Below are 17,388 nucleotides of genomic sequence, written 5' to 3' on the forward strand. Positions count from 1 at the left end.
ATTTTTACCAATACAAAGCATAAAATAGCTTGAATTTTAGCCAGATTCAAGAATAGATAAGGAACATAATCTTTAAATAAACACTTACAATGAATACTATTTTTAAAATTAAAGAAATCTATATCCTTGCATTTTTGGTATTTATATCTTGTTCTGAAAAAAAACCACCTTTATTAGAAACAGATTTCTGTTCTAGTATTCACCGAAATGAGACCACCACTCTCACTAAAGAGTTAGAAGATGTATCTGACCTAATGAAAAACAAAACGGGTGTTTATGTTTTGGAAGATGGCAGTGGCTCTATGGTAGCAAGAGCTTGGTTAACTGAATATGCAGAAAAAACGATTGACATTCAATACTTTATTTTTTCTACCGATAATGTAGGTCTTATTGCCTGTGATTATTTGGTAAAAGCTGCTGATCGTGGAGTAAAAATAAGAATTATTGTCGATGATATTATGGTAGACGCGGACGCAGAAGATATCTTACTGTTCAGTTCTCATAAAAATATTTCAGTAAAAATTTACAATCCTGGAGTTAATTTAGGGAAAAACATATTTCAAAAATTAGGGAAATTCACAACTGATTTTAAGTCTGCTAATCAACGAATGCACAATAAAACCTTTATTGTTGATGACAAAGTTGTTATTACTGGTGGAAGAAACATTGCAGATGAATACTTTGATTATGACCATGAATACAATTTTCGAGACAGAGATATTCTTTTGATTGGAAAAGAATCTGGTGAAGTGAAAAAATCTTTCAATGCATTTTGGAATAGTCCATTGAGTGCAGATGTAGGAATAGTTATTAAAGACAAGCTAAAAAATAGCACTTTAGAAAATCCTTTTAAAAATCTTCATGAATATGCTTGCAACCCAGAGAATTTTTGGCCGCAAATAAGAGACCGAATAAAAAATTTACCGAAAGCATTTTCTAATATTAAAAATTCTGGTGGTCTTGTTTGGTTGGATAATGTAGAATTCATTTCTGATATACCAGGTAAAAATAATCAAACAGAAAGCTTTACAGGTGGCGGAAATTCTACATCAGCGCTGCTTAATTTAGTGAAAAACGCAAAATCATCCATAGAAATTCAAACCCCTTATTTAATCACCACAGAATTAAGTCAAAATCTATTTAAGGAGGCAACAGATCGTGGAGTTAAAATTAGAATTTTAACCAATAGTTTGGCATCCACAGATAATGTAGAGGCTTTTAGTAGCTATCAATCGGATAGACAAAAATTACTAGATACTGGGGTTCGAATTTTTGAGTTTAGACCAGATGCAGCAGAGCGAACTCGAATAATGACTGGAGAATTACAAGTAAAACTAAAACACAAACCGATTTTCGGTTTGCATGCAAAATCAATGGTTATTGATGGTAAAATCACCGTAATTGGTACTTTTAATTTAGATCCAAGAAGTGCTAATTTAAATACAGAATGTATTGTTATTGTTGATTCTGAAAAAGTTACAAAAGGAGTTTTAAAAGGTATGGAAGAAGAATTTAAACCAGAAAATTCATGGGAAACCACCGCAACGTTTAATCCTGATTCTAAAGTAGGAAAATACAAACGGTTTAAAACTTGGACAAGAAAAGTGATTCCTAAAAAAATACTCTAATTTCATTTTATAATAGATCTTCATTTTAAAAAATGAAGTTTCAAATGCATATAAGCTAAAAGCTTTGCTTTTGGATTAGAACAATTTGTGTTTTTTTTATGTTCAAACCAACACTAAAATTTTCGTAAACTTTTTTTTTCTACACTCCATATTGGTATCGTTATCTCTAAGTCAAGTTTTTGTATATTTGAATAAACCAATTTAATTATGAGAAAATATATCATCTTTTTTTTACTTCTACCCTTTACAATTCCATTTGTGCAAGGTCAAAAGTTGTCAAAAAATAAAAAACAATTGATCAAGTCTATAGAAAAACATAAACAGAACCTTATCGAAATTAGCGATTCAATTTGGGAATTAGCTGAAACTGCTTTTGAAGAAACACAATCATCAAAAATTCTTTCTGACTACGCTGAAAAAAATGGATTTAGTGTAGAAAAAGGTGTTGCAGGAATGCCTACTGCTTTTGTAGCAACTTACGGAAGCGGAAGTCCCGTAATTAGTGTTTTAGGAGAGTTTGATGCCTTACCAGGAATATCTCAAAAAGCAAAACCTACCAAAGACCCTTTAATTGAAAAGGGAAATGGACATGGCTGTGGTCATAATTTATTTGGTTCTGGAAGTTTAGGAGCTGCCATTGCAATAAAAGAACTCATTGAACAAGGTAAAATTAAAGGAACAATTAAATTTTTCGGAACTCCATCAGAAGAAAAATTCTTTGGTAAGATTTGGATGGTTAAGGCCGGTTTATGGGATGATGTTGATGTAAATATCAGTTGGCACCCTTCTGCATCTATTCAAGCAGATGTGCAAAGTTCGTTAGCTTTAGTAGACTTTAAGATAGAGTTTTTTGGTCAAGCTGCTCATGCATCTGCAGATCCTTGGAACGGTAGAAGTGCTTCTGATGCTTTAGAACTATATACGGCAGGAATCAATTATTATAGAGAGCATGTTAGACCCACGGTAAGAATGCATTATCATATTCAAGACGGAGGGCAAGTTGTAAATGTAGTTCCAGACTATTCCAGATTATGGATGCGAGTGAGAGACACAAAGCGTTCTGGAATGATGCCTGTATACAAACGAGCAGTTGAAATGGCTGAAGGAGCAGCAATTTTAGCGAATGTAGAGTATAAAGTATCTTTGATTTCTGGAATATATGAAGTTCTTGTAAATAGATCTGGAGGAGAAATTATGCAAAATAATTTAGAACTCTTAGGTCCGATTACTTATACCAATGATGAAATTTCTTTTGGCAAAAAAATTCAAGAAGTTACTGGAAAAGAGCAACTTGGAATGGATAGTAAGATAAACCCCTTAGAAGAAACGAGAGAGCACCCAGGCGGTGGTTCAACAGATGTAGGAGATGTAAGTTGGAATGTTGCTAATATTAATCTTGGTGTAACTACTGCACCTAAAGATACTCCATGGCATTCCTGGGCTGTTGTGGCTTGCGGCGGAATGAGTATTGGCCATAAAGGAATGATTTATGCTTCTAAAGCAATGTCTATGACCATGCTCGATTTATTTGAAAACCCTAAGTTGGTTACGAAAGTAAAAGATGAATACAAAAAAAGAAAAGGGGATGCGGTTTATAAGGCAATTGTACCTGATGGACCACCTCCAATTCCAAATAAAAAATAATTATTAAAAGTTGAGAGAAATCTCAACTTTTAACATTTAAAACAATCTTATAATTAATGATTTATCCTTAAATTTGCAAGACTTTTAAAAGCAATTAATTCGGATGAAAAACATTTTTAATTTCCTCTATTCTACACGTTTAACGGCAATATTATTTATTCTTTTTGCCACAGCAATGGGGATTGCCACTTTTATAGAAAATGATTTTGGAACACAAACGTCTAAAGCGCTAGTTTACAATGCTTGGTGGTTTGAAGCTATTATGGTGTTTTTTATCATTAACTTTTTTGGAAACATTTTTAGATATAGATTGTATAAAAAAGAGAAATGGGCCGTTTTAATGTTTCATCTCTCTTTTTTATTCATCATTATTGGTGCCGCTGTAACCAGATATATAGGTTACGAAGGCATTATGCTAATTAATGAAGGAGAAACTACCAATCAATTTTTATCAGAAACTACCTTTGTCAATGTAATTGTTGATAATAATAAAGAACAAAAAAAAATTCATAAGCCCATTTTATTATCGGCTTGGGGCTCTAATTCTTGGTCTTTTTCAGATGACTTTAGAGAAAAAGAATATAGCATTGATTTGGTAAAATATATTCCTTGGGCGGAGAAAAAATTAGTGCAAGATGAAAATGGTGTTGAACATTTATTTTTAGTTGAATCCTCTAGCGGAAATAGACATGAACATTATATAAAAGCAGGGACTGTTCAGAACATTCACAATATTTTAGTCGGATATGAAGCACCAGATAATAATGCCTCTATAAATATTTTTAAAAGAAATGATTCTTTAAAAATTGTAACGAAATCCGATGGTGATTTTCAAGTGATGGCAACCAGACAAACTGGAAAATTAATAAAAGATAGTATTCAAGATTTTAAATTGCGTTCTCTTTATAACGTTACTGGATTGCCTTTTGTTGTTCCTCAATATCCTACAAAAGGAACTATGAAAACTATAAGTGGACCAAAAGATGACAAAAAATTAGATGTCTTAGTTTTGGATATTTCAAGCAATGACCAAACCAAAAGAATCGAACTTTCAGGAGGGAAATTTAACAATGATAATTTTAAAGAATTTACGGTTGATACTTTAAATTTCAGAATGTGGTACGGAGCTAAAATTAAAGAAACTCCATTTAGCGTTAAGTTAAATGACTTTCAGTTAGAAAAATATCCCGGTTCAGAAAGTGCAGCATCTTATGCAAGTGAAGTTACTGTAATTGAGCCAGATGAAAGTTTTGATTATCGCATTTTTATGAATCATATTTTAGATCATAAAGGGTATAAACTCTTTCAATCTAGTTATGATTTGTCTGGTGAAAAAGAACAAACTCATTTATCTGTTAACCATGATTTTTGGGGAACTTTTATTACATATTTAGGGTATTCTTTTCTCTACATTGGTTTGATCTGTATTCTCTTTGCAAAAAATACGCGTTTTGATGATTTAAAAAATACGCTAAAAAAGATCAGAAAAAAGAAATTAACCATGTCTGTTGTAGTTGCGTTATTTCTGTCTGGTATTAGTTTTTCACAAACTACAGATCATGATCATGAACATGATGATCCAGATCATAAACACGAAACTGAACAATCTCAAGCAAGTAAACTACCTACAAGTCATACTTCTAAAAAAATCAGCGACCAACAAATAGATTCTATTTTAAAAGCAAATTTGGTTTCTTTAGCGCACGCAGAAAGCTTTAATAAACTTGTTATACAAGATGCAGGAGGTCGTATGAAACCTGCACACACTTTTGCTTCAGAATTAGTAAGAAAAGTTAGTCAGACAGAAACTTTACATGGCATGGAACCTAGTCAGGTTTTGCTATCAATTATTGAAAACTCAAGACTTTGGTATGAAGTACCTGCAATCTATTTAGAGAAAAAAAACACAAAAATTAGAAAGCAGTTAGGTATTGCTGATAGTACTAAATATGCGCGACTATCTGATTTTTTCACCAATAGAGGTGAGTATAAAATTAGAGAATTGGTGGCTGAAGCTCAAAAAAATAATATTAAAAATAATTTTGAAAAAGACCTTATAAAAATTGACCGACGTTTAGGATTATTATACAATGCAATTGGAGGTGGAATATTAAAAATTTATCCAATTCCTAATGATGAAAACAATACATGGGTTTCTCAACCAGAAACCACTTCAACAAAAGGTTTTATGCCTGCAGATACTATTTTTGTGCAAAAATCTTTACCGCTGTATGTACAATTATTGCAGACTGCTAAAAAGACAAATGATTACTCGAAAGCGAATGATATTTTAGAAGGTATTAAGAAATATCAGAAAAAATATGGAGCTGCCGTATATCCTTCAGATAAAAAAATAGCATTAGAAATTGTCTATAATAAATATAATGTATTTACCAAGTTAGTTCGTTATTATGGTTTGGCTAGTTTACTATTAATTGGTTTTGTAATTGCACAAATTTTTGTTACCAAAAAATGGATAAATCGCGCTGTTAAACTTTTAATTGCTTTGGTTATTGGCTTATTTCTATTGCATACCGCTGGATTAATTAGCAGATGGTATATTAGTGGAAATGCACCTTGGAGCAATGCTTACGAATCCATCATTTATGTGGCTTGGACTACCATGCTTTTTGGTTTTTTCTTAGGAAGAAAATCTGCATTAACCATCACGGCAACAACATTTGTAACTGCTATTATCTTATTTTTCGCAAGTCAGAATTGGTTAGACCCAGAAATTGCCAACTTGCAACCGGTATTAAATTCATGGTGGTTATTAGTGCATGTTTCTATAATTGTGGCAAGTTATGGCCCTTTAACTTTAGGAATGATTTTAGGAATTTTCTCGCTCTTTTTAATCTTATTTACAAAAGAGAGTAACAAAAAGAAAATGGACTTGAACATCAAAGAAATTACCATTATTAATGAAATGGCTATTACTGTTGGTTTAATTATGTTAACTATCGGAAACTTTTTAGGTGGTATGTGGGCCAATGAAAGCTGGGGACGTTATTGGGGATGGGATCCTAAAGAAACCTGGGCCTTAATTTCTATTATGATTTATGCTTTTGTTTTACACATGCGCTTAATCCCTGGTTTAAGAGGAAGATATACTTTTAATTTATGGACCATCATTGCTTATTTCTCTATTATGATGACCTATTTTGGAGTGAATTTTTACTTATCTGGATTGCATTCTTATGCAAGTGGAGATCAAGTAATCACACCTACCTCTGTATATTATTCCATTGGGTTTGTAGCGATTCTAGGAACACTCTCTTGGTTTAAGTACAAAAAATATTACAAGAAGTAAATCATTACATTTTTATGAGAAAAATGTATTTTTGCTTTTCAATAGAAAACAAACAACATCTCAATTTTGCTCGAGATAACAAAAAAAGAAGGATTACACATGTTTAATAAAAATATAAAATTAATTTTAGCTGGTTTCATAACAATTTGGTCCGTTTACCAATTCAGCCAAGGAAATATTTTGAATGGAATTTCTATCTTATTATTAGCTGGAATTTTTGTTTTATTTTATTTTAAAAATGAATTTATTTTACTAGCGTTTTTACAATTACGTAAACAAAATTTCCCAGGAACTCAAAAGTGGTTAAGCTACATCAAAAATCCAGAAACTGCTTTGATCACCAAGCAACAAGGGTATTACAACTATTTACAAGGGATAATGTTAAGTCAAACAAACATAACACAAGCAGAAAAATTTTTACGGAAAGCCGTAAAATTAGGTTTATCAATGAATCATGATTTGGCCATGGCAAAATTGCAATTAGCAGGAATCGCGATGACGAAAAGACGTAAACGTGAAGCCACTAATTTAATGGCAGAAGCTAAAAAACTAGACAAACATGGCATGTTAAAAGAACAAATGCAAATGATGAAACAACAGATGAAAAAAATCTAACCTTTTATCATTTTCTAATACCAATAAAAAATCCGCTAAAAGCGGATTTTTTATTGGTATTCATTTAGAAATTTAAGCGGAATAACTTTAGTAGCCGAACCAAACCTTATTTCAACTTGGTTAACGTTAAATCTTCATTATACTGTACAATAAACAAACCTCGATTTTCTGTATTACTCGCTCTGTAATCAAATTTTGTTTCTATTCTCGAAGATACTCCTTGCTTAAAAGTTGTTTTTAAATCGTTTCCAGATGCTAATCTCACTAAAATATCATAGGTCACATCAAATCCTTTGGTTGCATAAAAAGAAGGTAATGCTTTATTCTTTTTTAAATATTGTTCTCTAAAAACGCTTGAGTACAAAGAATTTTCATCAATAAACTCCTCACTTACATACGTAAAACCAACCTGAGCTAATTTTCTATTATCAATCTTGTCATAAACTGCGGCTTTGTCAAAAGTAAGAACTCTCGCAGTGGTTTCTTCTGGCAAACTTATTAAACTATTAATCGCATCTGCTACAATTACATTGTTGTCAGTTGCTAAAATAACCCAGTTTTTTGTATTTGGTTTTAAGACTTCTAAGAATCTAGACTTTTCTATATATCCTTTATCCGGAGTTAAGATATTCACATTATAAATGGAATCCTCAAATTCTAATGAAGATTTTAAAAGTCTACTAGTTTGTATATTTTTAAATTTAGTATCACTCACAATAATAATATTCCCTGAACCAAAATTCTCTTTGATATATCTCTCCAACTCTTCTCTAAAGACACTTTTCTCTGGTGAAGTTTTTACAATATTAGCGGAAGAAAAGTTTGATTGACTACTAGAGTATACTGGAAAAATAACAGGTACGCTCACATTGTTAGCTACCATTTGTACTTCCTCTGAATATAATGGACCAATTATCGCATGATTACTACCCAAGTCTTTCTCTGAAATAATACGTCTTATGCCATCTGCTCTTCTGACTCCCGTATCAAAAACATTTAATTCTATATCTATACCCTTTGTTCTTAGAGAATCTACAGCTATTTCTGCACCCATAAAAAAATCGGTTGCAATGTTTACCAAAGTTGCATTTTTAGTAAATATCTGTTGCGCAGTAATAGTATCATTATTATATTTATCTGTTCTAAAAGGCAATAACAGTGCTATTTTTAAAGTGGTTTCTGGTTGCAGATAATCATTATAAAAAATTTCATCTGAAACTACATTTACCGGAATTTCTTTAATTTTTAAAATTTGACCTACTTTTAAACCTTCTACTAATTCAGGATTTAAGATTAATAATTCTCCTCTAGTAACATTAAATTTCTTCTTAAAACTGTAAAAAGTATCTCCTTTTTTTACTTCATAAACAACAAACTTTTCTTTTAGCTCCTCTAAAAGTTTCACTTTTTCATCTATAATTTCATCTTCCGTCAATTCAGCATCAGAAATATCTTTTGGACGCTCTTTTATTTTGTTTTTGTAGTTATTTAGCTTTTTTTCTGGAACAACAATAAAAGAATCTGTTCTAGGTTCACTTGTAACATCTGGATTTAAACGCAATAAATCTCTCTTTTTCATGCTCAAATTAGCAGCAATAACACTAATCGTTTCCCCTTTTTTAACCTTGTACTGAATATATTTTTTTTGTTGACCACAAGAAACTGTGAACGTTAAAATACACAGAAAAATAAAAAATTTTAAATGCTTCATATATCTTATTCCCATTCTATTGTTGCAGGTGGTTTCGAGCTAATATCATACACAACTCTATTTACACCTTTTACTTGATTTATTATTTTGTTTGATGTTTTTTGCAAAAACGTATAGGGTAAATCTACCCAATCTGCAGTCATTCCATCTGTGCTTTCCACCGCCCTTAAAGCGACTACTTTTTCATACGTTCTTTCATCACCCATCACTCCAACAGAATTTACCGGTAATAACATAGCGCCGGCTTGCCATACTTTATCATACAAACCATCTTCTTTTAATCCGTTTACAAAAATGGCATCTACCTCTTGCAAAATACGAACTTTTTCTGCAGTAATATCTCCTAAAATCCTGATACCCAATCCTGGACCAGGAAAAGGATGGCGTCCTAATAATTCAGGGTCGATTCCCATAGAAGCACCTACTCTTCTTACTTCGTCTTTGAAAATCATTCTCAAAGGCTCCACAATTTTCAACTTCATATAATCTGGTAAACCTCCCACATTATGATGACTTTTTATGGTTGCAGATGGACCGCCGTTTACGGAAACAGATTCAATTACATCGGGATAAATAGTTCCTTGTGCTAGCCAATTTACACCCGTAATTTTATGTGCCTCATCATCAAAAACTTCAATAAAAGCGTTTCCAATTGCTTTTCTTTTTTTCTCAGGATCTACAACACCTTTTAGGGCTTGCAAAAAACGTGCCGATGCATCTACACCTTTAACGTTTAAGCCCATACCTTCGTATCTTGCTAATACTGTTTCGAATTCATTTTTACGCAGTAATCCATTATTTACAAAAATACAATATAGATTTTTACCAATTGCTTTGTTCAATAAAACAGCTGCTACAGATGAGTCTACGCCTCCTGAAAGCCCTAAAACTACTTTATCATTGCCCACTTTATCTTTAATTGCTGCCACTGTACTTTCTACAAAAGAGTCTGGTGTCCAAGTTTGTGCCACCTCTGCAATTTTTACTAAAAAATTTTCTAATAATTGCTTTCCGTCTTTAGAATGATATACTTCCGGATGAAATTGAATAGCGAATGTTTGTTCCCCTTCAATTTTAAAAGCAGCATTTTCTACATCTTTTGTACTTGCTAATAGAACACCATTTGTAGGTAAGTCTTTAATTGTGTCTGAATGACTCATCCAAACTTGGCTTCCTTCAGAAATATTTTGAAAGAAAGTTTCCTCCTCTTTTATAAAGGATAAATTTGCTCTTCCATATTCTCTTGTGTTGGAAGGCGCTACTTTTCCACCAGAAAAATGTGCTAAATATTGCGCTCCATAACAAACCGCTAACAAAGGTTTTTTACCTCTGATTTCTGATAAATCTGGATGTAAAACAGTTTCTCCTCTTACAGAATTTGGACTTCCTGATAAGATAATTGCTTTAAAATTTTCTAATTCTTTTGGTGGATGATTATATGGGTGAATTTCACAATAAATGTTTAACTCTCTGACTCTTCTTGCAATTAATTGCGTGTATTGCGATCCAAAATCTAATATAAGTACGTTGTGTTGTTGCATGCGCAAAAATACTATTTCAGATTAAATTTTGAATACTGAAATTGATATTTTTTAAGATAAATTAGAATTCCTCCTAATGATGTAGCTTTTTGAGACAAACAATTTCTAGTGTTTGTAAATTCCGGATGCATAGATACCTTAAAACATCAATAGATTTACAAATAAAGAAACCTTAAACCCTATAAACAATTGCATTGATGTTCATACCCGCTCCAACAGAAGCTAACATAATTACATCTCCCTTGTTTAGCTGCTGATTTTCAATTTTCCCTTTCAAAACTAAGTCTAATAAAGTTGGTACAGTAGCCACAGAACTATTTCCTAACTTATGAATGCTCATAGGCATTACTCCTTTTGGAACTGGTTTTTTGTACAATCTATAAAAACGTTTGATGATAGCTTCATCCATTTTTTCATTGGCTTGATGAATCAATATTTTCTTTACATCATCAATTTCAAGACCACTTTTTTCTAAAGCAGCTTTCATTGCAGCCGGAACATTGGTAATTGCAAATTCATAAATCTTACGTCCAAACATTTTTATATACCGCACATTTTGGTCTTCCTCTTGCTTATAAGACCCTCCATAATGTAAAAAGTAGGCTTCGTCTTTCGCAAAAGTTTGTGTTGCATGACTTAAAATTCCAGAATCAGATTCTTCCGTTTTTTCTACGATACATGCTCCTGCTCCATCACTATATATCATTGAATCACGATCATACTTATCAATAACTCTTGATAAAGTTTCTGCTCCGATAACCAAACACTTTTTTGCGATGCCGGCCTTGATAAAAGCTTGTGCTTGAATAACACCTTCTATCCAACCAGGACAACCAAATAAAATATCATAGGCAACACAATTCGGATTCTCAATTTCCAATTTATATTTTACCCTTGTTGCTATACTTGGCAACATATCTCCTTGAATGGTACCTTGCTTTACATCACCAAAATTATGAGCTACAATAATATAATCTAATTCCTCTTTATGCAAGTTCGCATCTTCTATTGCTTTTTGGGCGGCAAAAAAAGCCAAATCTGAAGTGGTGTATTCATCTTTTGCATATCGCCTTTCTGTAATACCTGTAATTGCTTTAAATTTTTCGATAATAACATCATTATCAGATGAAAACGTAGAACCGTCATTATTTAAAAATTCATCTTCTAGAAAATCTGCATTCTCTTTTTTTAAAGATGGAATAAAAGTTCCTGTACCCGTAATTCTTGATGAGTTCATTTTTATCTAATTATCAATTTGTATAAAATTACGCCGTTTAATTATGAAAAGAAGATTACATCCAATGAAAAAAACGAAATCTAACCTCAGAAATAACATTTATTTTCCCTCATATAAATGCAATTTTAATTGCATCACTGTCGCGATAGATTGTGCCCTAGACTTCATTCTCTCAGAATTATCACCTAAATAAAAGGTCTCAATTGTTTCAAAAAAATACGATATCCAAATGGCGAAATGTTCTTTTTTAAAATTCACAAAAGCATTTTTATCTAGGTGTTTTTGCATGACATTGTTTTGATATGTATTTGTATCAAAAATAATGTCGTTCCAAAAATCTGTGATACTCTCTAAATGTTGCTCTAAATGCTTTTCAGCAATAATATCTTTAAAAAAAGGAATCATTTTTTCATCAACCAATAAGCAATCATAAAATTTTTTAATAATATGTTGAATGTCTTTTCTTGAAGTGATGTCTGATTTCATATTTTAAAAGAGATTCTTTAGTCAAGGCAACAGTTAACATTTAATTAGAAAATACTCTTTTACAAATAAGAACTATCAAAAGAAAAAGGCAATAATGACAGTAATGATGCTGTTTTTACAATCTCACCTACTTCGCCCATAAACAAAACTTCAAAAGGTTGTTTTTGTTTAATTTCATATTCTGATAAAGATTGTCGGCAAGCACCACAAGGGCCTACAGGCCTCTCAACTTTTGTGATTGACGAACTTGCAGAAATAACTAATTTTAAAATTTTTACACCCGGAAACTCTGAACCTGCTTTCCAAATAGCTACGCGTTCTGCGCACATACCTGATGGATACGCCGCATTTTCTTGATTATTTCCTAAAACAATTTGGTTATTTTCTAATAGCAATGCTGCACCAACCTTAAATTTAGAATACGGTGCGTAGGCCTTTTTTCGGGCTTCTACAGCTTTGTCCATTAACATTTTATCTTCTGAAGAAAGTTCTGATACATCAGTGTAAACAGTTACTGATGTCGATATTTCAATTTTTCTCATAAATAATAGCGTCAAAAAAAGCAGTCTTTTTTGACTGCTTTGTATGTTGTAAATTTAATAAAAATTTATCACTCTTAATAATTATCATAGATTTCTCCTAAATCAAAAGATAAAGAAAAACGTAATGAATTTTCTAATGGATTATTCACATCAGAAGAATTAATTAAATAAGATAAATCTATATTTAGAGCGTTGGTTTTAAATCCGCCTCCTAGCGTAAAATATTGTCTATTTCCTTTGTCCTCACTCTCATGAAAATATCCTGCTCTTAAAGCAAATGCATTGTTGTATAAATACTCTGCTCCTAAAGCATAGGTAAATTCTTTTAACTCTTCACTAAATCCACCTGGTGCGTCACCAAAAGAACTAAACATCCCTTGAATCCATCCTATATCTTGATCCTCTTTTCCGTCAATAACATTCCCATCGACATCTCTAATTGGTGGCGTAGGTACTAATAATTTTGTAAATTCAACAGTAGTTGAAATGATATTGTAATCGTCCAAGATAAAATCAAAACCACCACCAAACTTTAAATTTGTTGGTATAAAATCTTCCTGACCAGGAACATAAGAAACTTTTGGACCAATATTAGAAATGTTAAACCCTATTCTATAACGTCCGTTAAAATTGCCATAATTTTGCTCAAAAGACTGATAATATCCAGAAACATCTACCGCAAAAGAATTGATCGGCTGCAAGGTATTTCCGGCAGTTCCATTAAATGCTAAATTAGAACGTATATATTTTAAAGAAACTCCCATAGAAAAGGTTTCACTTAATTTTAAAGCATAAGAGCCTGTTGCAACGAGTTCATTCGGATTTATCGTTCCGTTAGGATTTCCTTGATTGTCTGTTAAATCTATTTGACCTAAAGAAAAATATTTAAAATCGGCACCCCAAGCTGAATTTTCACTAAATCGATTAATGTAAGAACCACTTCCTATAAAAATATCATCAGTTAAATTACGTAACCAAGGCGAATAGGTAAGTCCTGTTTTTATTTGTCTATCACTAAAAACTATTTTTGCTGGATTATGAAATAAAGAAAAAGCATCTGCCGTTGTGGCAACTCCCATATCTCCCATTCCACCTGCTCTAGCATCAGGTACAATTAATAAAAACGGGGTTGCAGTTGTAATTCCTCCCGTTTGTTGTGTATCGGTTTGAGCGTTTATTTTTAAACTTACTAAAGCACAAAGTGCCATACAAAATCCTAATTTCCTCATTTTCTGTTTTTCTCGTTAGTTTAGATAGTTCAGCAAATATCTAATTTTTATTGCAGTATTACTAATTTTTCATACTTCTCTGACACTAGAATGCTGGCTGTTGATTTTACTCTTAATTTATAAACGTATACTCCTTTTCCTATTTTATTACCAAAATCGTCTAAACCATTCCAGGTAATACTTCTTGATAAATTACCTGTAGTTTGAACATTTTGATTGATAGTTTTTACCAATTTACCAGAAACTGTAAAAATCTGAACCTGAACATCTAAAGGCTCATTTGGCTTGTTATGATTGAACCAAAACTCTGTATAATTTACGAAAGGATTTGGATAATTTAACACATTTTCTAAATTTAAAATGGCGTCACTTACAACCACAAAATTTAACGTGCTTTCTGAGGAGTTATTGTAAGTATCCCATACTTTTAATTTCAATGTGTGCGGCCCCACCTCTAAATCTCTGAGCGTATAGGTTACTTTTCCACTAGAAAAATCGTTTAATTCAGTTTGATAAAAATCATTTAAAATAATTGGATTTGAAGTATCTCCATCTAGAACGCCCACTATATCATGATCTACAGCAGTTATTGACGTATTAATTCCGCTAGCATCAGACAAAACAGCAATTAAATTAGGAGACGCATTGGTGTTGCCTCCATCGATAAAGGATTCATCGTTCATAAACAATTTTATTTCAGGGCCAACAGTATCCTCTGGAGCGTTTTCATCTATTCCACCAACAACCACATCAAAATTGTAGCCAGCTTTATCTATTTCGCCATTTTCTGCATAAAAACTTAATTTTCCTGGTCCATACGCAACTTTAATATCTTTTGGTACAATAAAATCGAAACTAAAAACACCGTTTTCTACGGTAGACTTCCCTCTAAACAACTTACTATCTTGAGTATCGAAACGCATTGGTTCTCCAAAACCATCATTAACTAGCGTGGTCTTCTCAATTAATTTATCAAAAACAGTGGTAGATAGTGTTCCATTAAAATTGGTTAAAACTGCATCTGATTCATCGGTTACCACACCTTCAAACTTCACTTTAGACAAGGCTTTAATCGTATCTAACGACTGCGTTACGGCTACATCATTCATCTTTGTGATGCGAATATTTGGTTTCGGAACTGCTAATTTCATAGCAGCATCTCCAAAAGAAAAAATAAAGAATTTTTGGTTACTAGAAAACTGGTTTTTAGTCGCCATTAAAGCTTCTGAAATTGTTAAATTCTCATCATTAAAGGCTAGCAACTTTCGAATTAATTGTTCATTGAAACGCTGACCAGTTGAAATATAAACCTCTCTAGTCGTTGTAATCATACTTGCTGCACCACCTGTTGCATTTTTTAAAGTGAGTTCGCCAGCTGTAATTCTATTAGGGTTGTCGAATCTAGAGAAATCGCAGGTAACCGTAATTAAAAGCGGCAATGAATTGGGATTATTAAAACCCTTAACTTGGGGAACGGTTAATATTCTTTCTGCTGCAAAACCATCTTCCCCTCCATGACCAAAGTAATCAAATAATAAAGTTCCTTTTTCAATGGCATTGGTAATTGCTTTGTTAACTTCTGGATATCGTTCTCCACCCGAAGAATTTTCCTGTACAAAAGCATCCAAATAAATTTTATTAACATTAAAAATCTTCTTATTATTTTTTATTTCATCCGCAATAGACTCTACTCCTTGCTCAATAACTTCTTCTCCTGCTTTATCTATATCATCTGCCAATAAGGTTATGGTGTTGCGCCAATCTCCAATGGATTTTTTGTCGTAATACCTTAAAATTTTATCAACTACGAGAGTTGCTTCAGAAACTGTAGAAACCGGTATTCGACTGGAGGCAACATCAATTGTATGGGCGGTGGACATGGACCCTTCATTGTCTTCTAGCATTACAAAAAAGTCATCCGTTACCCATGATGATGCTAAGTTGAAACTACTGGTGGATAGTTTTACTGGAACAATATTATTATTTCCTTGAATTCTGTCTTTATAATCATAAGACGCATCCCCAAAAAAGCAGACATATTTTAGTTTTGTTTCTTCTGATAAATTTCTAGTATATACTTTTTTTAGAAAATCTCGAATTCCTGTAATATCTTTTGAACCCGAAGAAAATTCATTATAAATTTCATCAATCAAAACTACTTTAGTGGTAATATTCGAATTCACCTGATGATAATCTGCCAACCTTTGTGCTTGCGCAGAAAGTTCCGAATTTGTTATTAGAATATAATTAATGTCCTTTAAAGCATGTAAATTCTGATTTTTAACTTTAGCATTTTCTATGATTTCTGGTTTGTAAAAATCAGAATCATCTAAAACTATATATTCTTTTAGAACACCTGCATTGTCTTTAAAGGTAAAATTGTTTGCCGCACTCTGATTGGTAATGATTTGCGGAGCAATAGGATTCGTAACATCCCAAACCTGAAAAGCAGCGCTCCCATTACTTATTTGATACTCTACTGTTCCTGTTGCAGTTGCTTGTGCAAAACTTCTAAATGAAAACTGAAAATCACTAAACGTCAATTGTTTTTTCCCAACAATTTCTATGTAATCTAAAAATGCACTTGCGGATGGATTTCCATTATTATTATAAGTAATCTCAATCTCTATATTTTCAGCACTATTTGAAATATTAGCGTTTCTTTCTACTGCATATGCTTTTGTTAAAGAGCTTATATTTATTCCTGCATAATCAAGGGTTAGCAAATCTTGTCCGTTCACTTTCACTGCCATCGAAGATGAAACGATGGAATTAGACACCCCTCTAACTCTTACATTTAAGTTCTCATTTGCCACTGCATTCGGAAAAGGAATTTTAAAACTTTGTGTATTTTGTATATTAAAATCTTCTTCAAAAAACCATTGTGTGCCCACGGCTATAATATTTTTCTCCTCTTTTTCATGAAAAATATAATCATCAAAAATTGTTATTGGGGCAGCTGGGGTATTTGTATTTGGATTTTTTTGAGTAATTCTTTTTCCATCCGTATTATTTACTGTTATAAAATAATATCCCTTGTCCGTATAAATATTCTGCCTGTGTTTTATGGAATTACTCGTTGTATTTACCTCCCAGTCATGCGGACCTGTTGCATAAAAAAGAATGTAATCCTTGTTATCAAAAGTACCATCCTCTTCTCCTGCAACATAAATGGCATTTTCTTGTAAATCATCATATCTAAAATCGCTATTTGCCTCCGGTAAAAGTTGGCCACCATTTCCATAAATATGTAGTTTCTTCGGATTTAAGCCATTGGTAGAAACCCCAATTTGCTGCAATAAATTTTTATCAATTTTAAAAACACCAGTCGTATCTATGGAAAATTTAAACCAATCACCTGAAGATAGCACAGAATTGTTGACCTGAGCAAGGCTAACTTGTATTAAAAATCCGCAAAAAAGAAGTACTAACTGTTTTTTCATAT

11 protein-coding genes are annotated in these 17,388 nt (G+C 32.3%); 4 read left to right on the forward strand and 7 right to left on the reverse strand.

Going from position 1 to position 17,388, the window contains the following annotated elements; genetic code table 11:
* Positions 1-89 precede the first annotated feature (89 nt).
* The 4 genes from ATE90_RS08845 to ATE90_RS08860 all read left to right on the forward strand — a co-directional run bounded on the left by ATE90_RS08845 (position 90) and on the right by ATE90_RS08860 (position 7,197).
* Complete coding sequence (locus tag ATE90_RS08845) at positions 90-1,628, forward strand: phospholipase D family protein (RefSeq protein ID WP_036785002.1); 1,539 nt, start codon at positions 90-92, stop codon at positions 1,626-1,628.
* Positions 1,629-1,835: 207 nt separating this feature from the next.
* The gene (locus tag ATE90_RS08850) at positions 1,836-3,272 is read left to right on the forward strand and encodes an amidohydrolase (protein WP_101451269.1); all 1,437 of its coding nucleotides are present in this window, start codon (positions 1,836-1,838) and stop codon (positions 3,270-3,272) included.
* Positions 3,273-3,375: 103 nt separating this feature from the next.
* Complete coding sequence (gene ccsA / locus ATE90_RS08855) at positions 3,376-6,582, forward strand: cytochrome c biogenesis protein CcsA (RefSeq protein WP_101451270.1); 3,207 nt, start codon at positions 3,376-3,378, stop codon at positions 6,580-6,582.
* A 99-nt stretch (positions 6,583-6,681) separates the two neighbouring features.
* Positions 6,682-7,197, forward strand: a complete 516-nt coding sequence (locus ATE90_RS08860; protein ID WP_036784995.1) for a hypothetical protein — start codon at positions 6,682-6,684, stop codon at positions 7,195-7,197.
* Between the two features lie 106 nt (positions 7,198-7,303).
* Here the strand turns inward: ATE90_RS08860 and ATE90_RS08865 are convergent, their stop codons facing one another.
* The 7 genes from ATE90_RS08865 to porU all read right to left on the reverse strand — a co-directional run bounded on the left by ATE90_RS08865 (position 7,304) and on the right by porU (position 17,386).
* Positions 7,304-8,908 carry a LysM peptidoglycan-binding domain-containing protein gene (locus ATE90_RS08865; protein ID WP_235317708.1) on the reverse strand — a complete coding sequence of 535 codons (1,605 nt, stop codon included), beginning with the start codon at positions 8,906-8,908 and terminating at the stop codon, positions 7,304-7,306.
* A 5-nt stretch (positions 8,909-8,913) separates the two neighbouring features.
* Positions 8,914-10,449 carry a glutamine-hydrolyzing GMP synthase gene (gene guaA / locus ATE90_RS08870; RefSeq protein ID WP_036784991.1) on the reverse strand — a complete coding sequence of 512 codons (1,536 nt, stop codon included), beginning with the start codon at positions 10,447-10,449 and terminating at the stop codon, positions 8,914-8,916.
* 172 nt (positions 10,450-10,621) lie between these two features.
* Positions 10,622-11,686 (reverse strand): 3-oxoacyl-ACP synthase III family protein, encoded by a 1,065-nt coding sequence (locus tag ATE90_RS08875; protein WP_101451271.1) that lies wholly within the window; start codon positions 11,684-11,686, stop codon positions 10,622-10,624.
* 99 nt (positions 11,687-11,785) lie between these two features.
* Entirely contained in the window at positions 11,786-12,172 is a 387-nt protein-coding gene (locus ATE90_RS08880; RefSeq protein ID WP_101451272.1) for a group III truncated hemoglobin, read from the reverse strand.
* Positions 12,173-12,231: 59 nt separating this feature from the next.
* A complete protein-coding gene (cdd, locus tag ATE90_RS08885; protein ID WP_036784984.1) occupies positions 12,232-12,714 on the reverse strand; it encodes a cytidine deaminase in 483 nt (160 codons plus the stop codon).
* A gap of 74 nt (positions 12,715-12,788) precedes the next feature.
* Positions 12,789-13,943: a type IX secretion system outer membrane channel protein PorV gene (gene porV / locus ATE90_RS08890; RefSeq protein ID WP_101451273.1), complete on the reverse strand. Its 1,155-nt coding sequence runs from the start codon at positions 13,941-13,943 to the stop codon at positions 12,789-12,791.
* Between the two features lie 47 nt (positions 13,944-13,990).
* Entirely contained in the window at positions 13,991-17,386 is a 3,396-nt protein-coding gene (porU, locus tag ATE90_RS08895) for a type IX secretion system sortase PorU (protein ID WP_101451274.1), read from the reverse strand.
* Positions 17,387-17,388: the final 2 nt, after the last annotated feature.

This window comes from Polaribacter sp. Hel1_33_96 (assembly GCF_002846595.1).
Taxonomy (GTDB): domain Bacteria; phylum Bacteroidota; class Bacteroidia; order Flavobacteriales; family Flavobacteriaceae; genus Polaribacter.

Coding starts and splice junctions, on each gene's coding strand:
- ATE90_RS08845 (WP_036785002.1), top strand. CDS start 90: ATGAATACTATTTTTAAAATTAAAGAAATCTATATCCTTGCATTTTTG.
- ATE90_RS08850 (WP_101451269.1), top strand. CDS start 1,836: ATGAGAAAATATATCATCTTTTTTTTACTTCTACCCTTTACAATTCCA.
- ccsA (WP_101451270.1), top strand. CDS start 3,376: ATGAAAAACATTTTTAATTTCCTCTATTCTACACGTTTAACGGCAATA.
- ATE90_RS08860 (WP_036784995.1), top strand. CDS start 6,682: ATGTTTAATAAAAATATAAAATTAATTTTAGCTGGTTTCATAACAATT.
- ATE90_RS08865 (WP_235317708.1), bottom strand. CDS start 8,908: ATGAAGCATTTAAAATTTTTTATTTTTCTGTGTATTTTAACGTTCACA.
- guaA (WP_036784991.1), bottom strand. CDS start 10,449: ATGCAACAACACAACGTACTTATATTAGATTTTGGATCGCAATACACG.
- ATE90_RS08875 (WP_101451271.1), bottom strand. CDS start 11,686: ATGAACTCATCAAGAATTACGGGTACAGGAACTTTTATTCCATCTTTA.
- ATE90_RS08880 (WP_101451272.1), bottom strand. CDS start 12,172: ATGAAATCAGACATCACTTCAAGAAAAGACATTCAACATATTATTAAA.
- cdd (WP_036784984.1), bottom strand. CDS start 12,714: ATGAGAAAAATTGAAATATCGACATCAGTAACTGTTTACACTGATGTA.
- porV (WP_101451273.1), bottom strand. CDS start 13,943: ATGAGGAAATTAGGATTTTGTATGGCACTTTGTGCTTTAGTAAGTTTA.
- porU (WP_101451274.1), bottom strand. CDS start 17,386: ATGAAAAAACAGTTAGTACTTCTTTTTTGCGGATTTTTAATACAAGTT.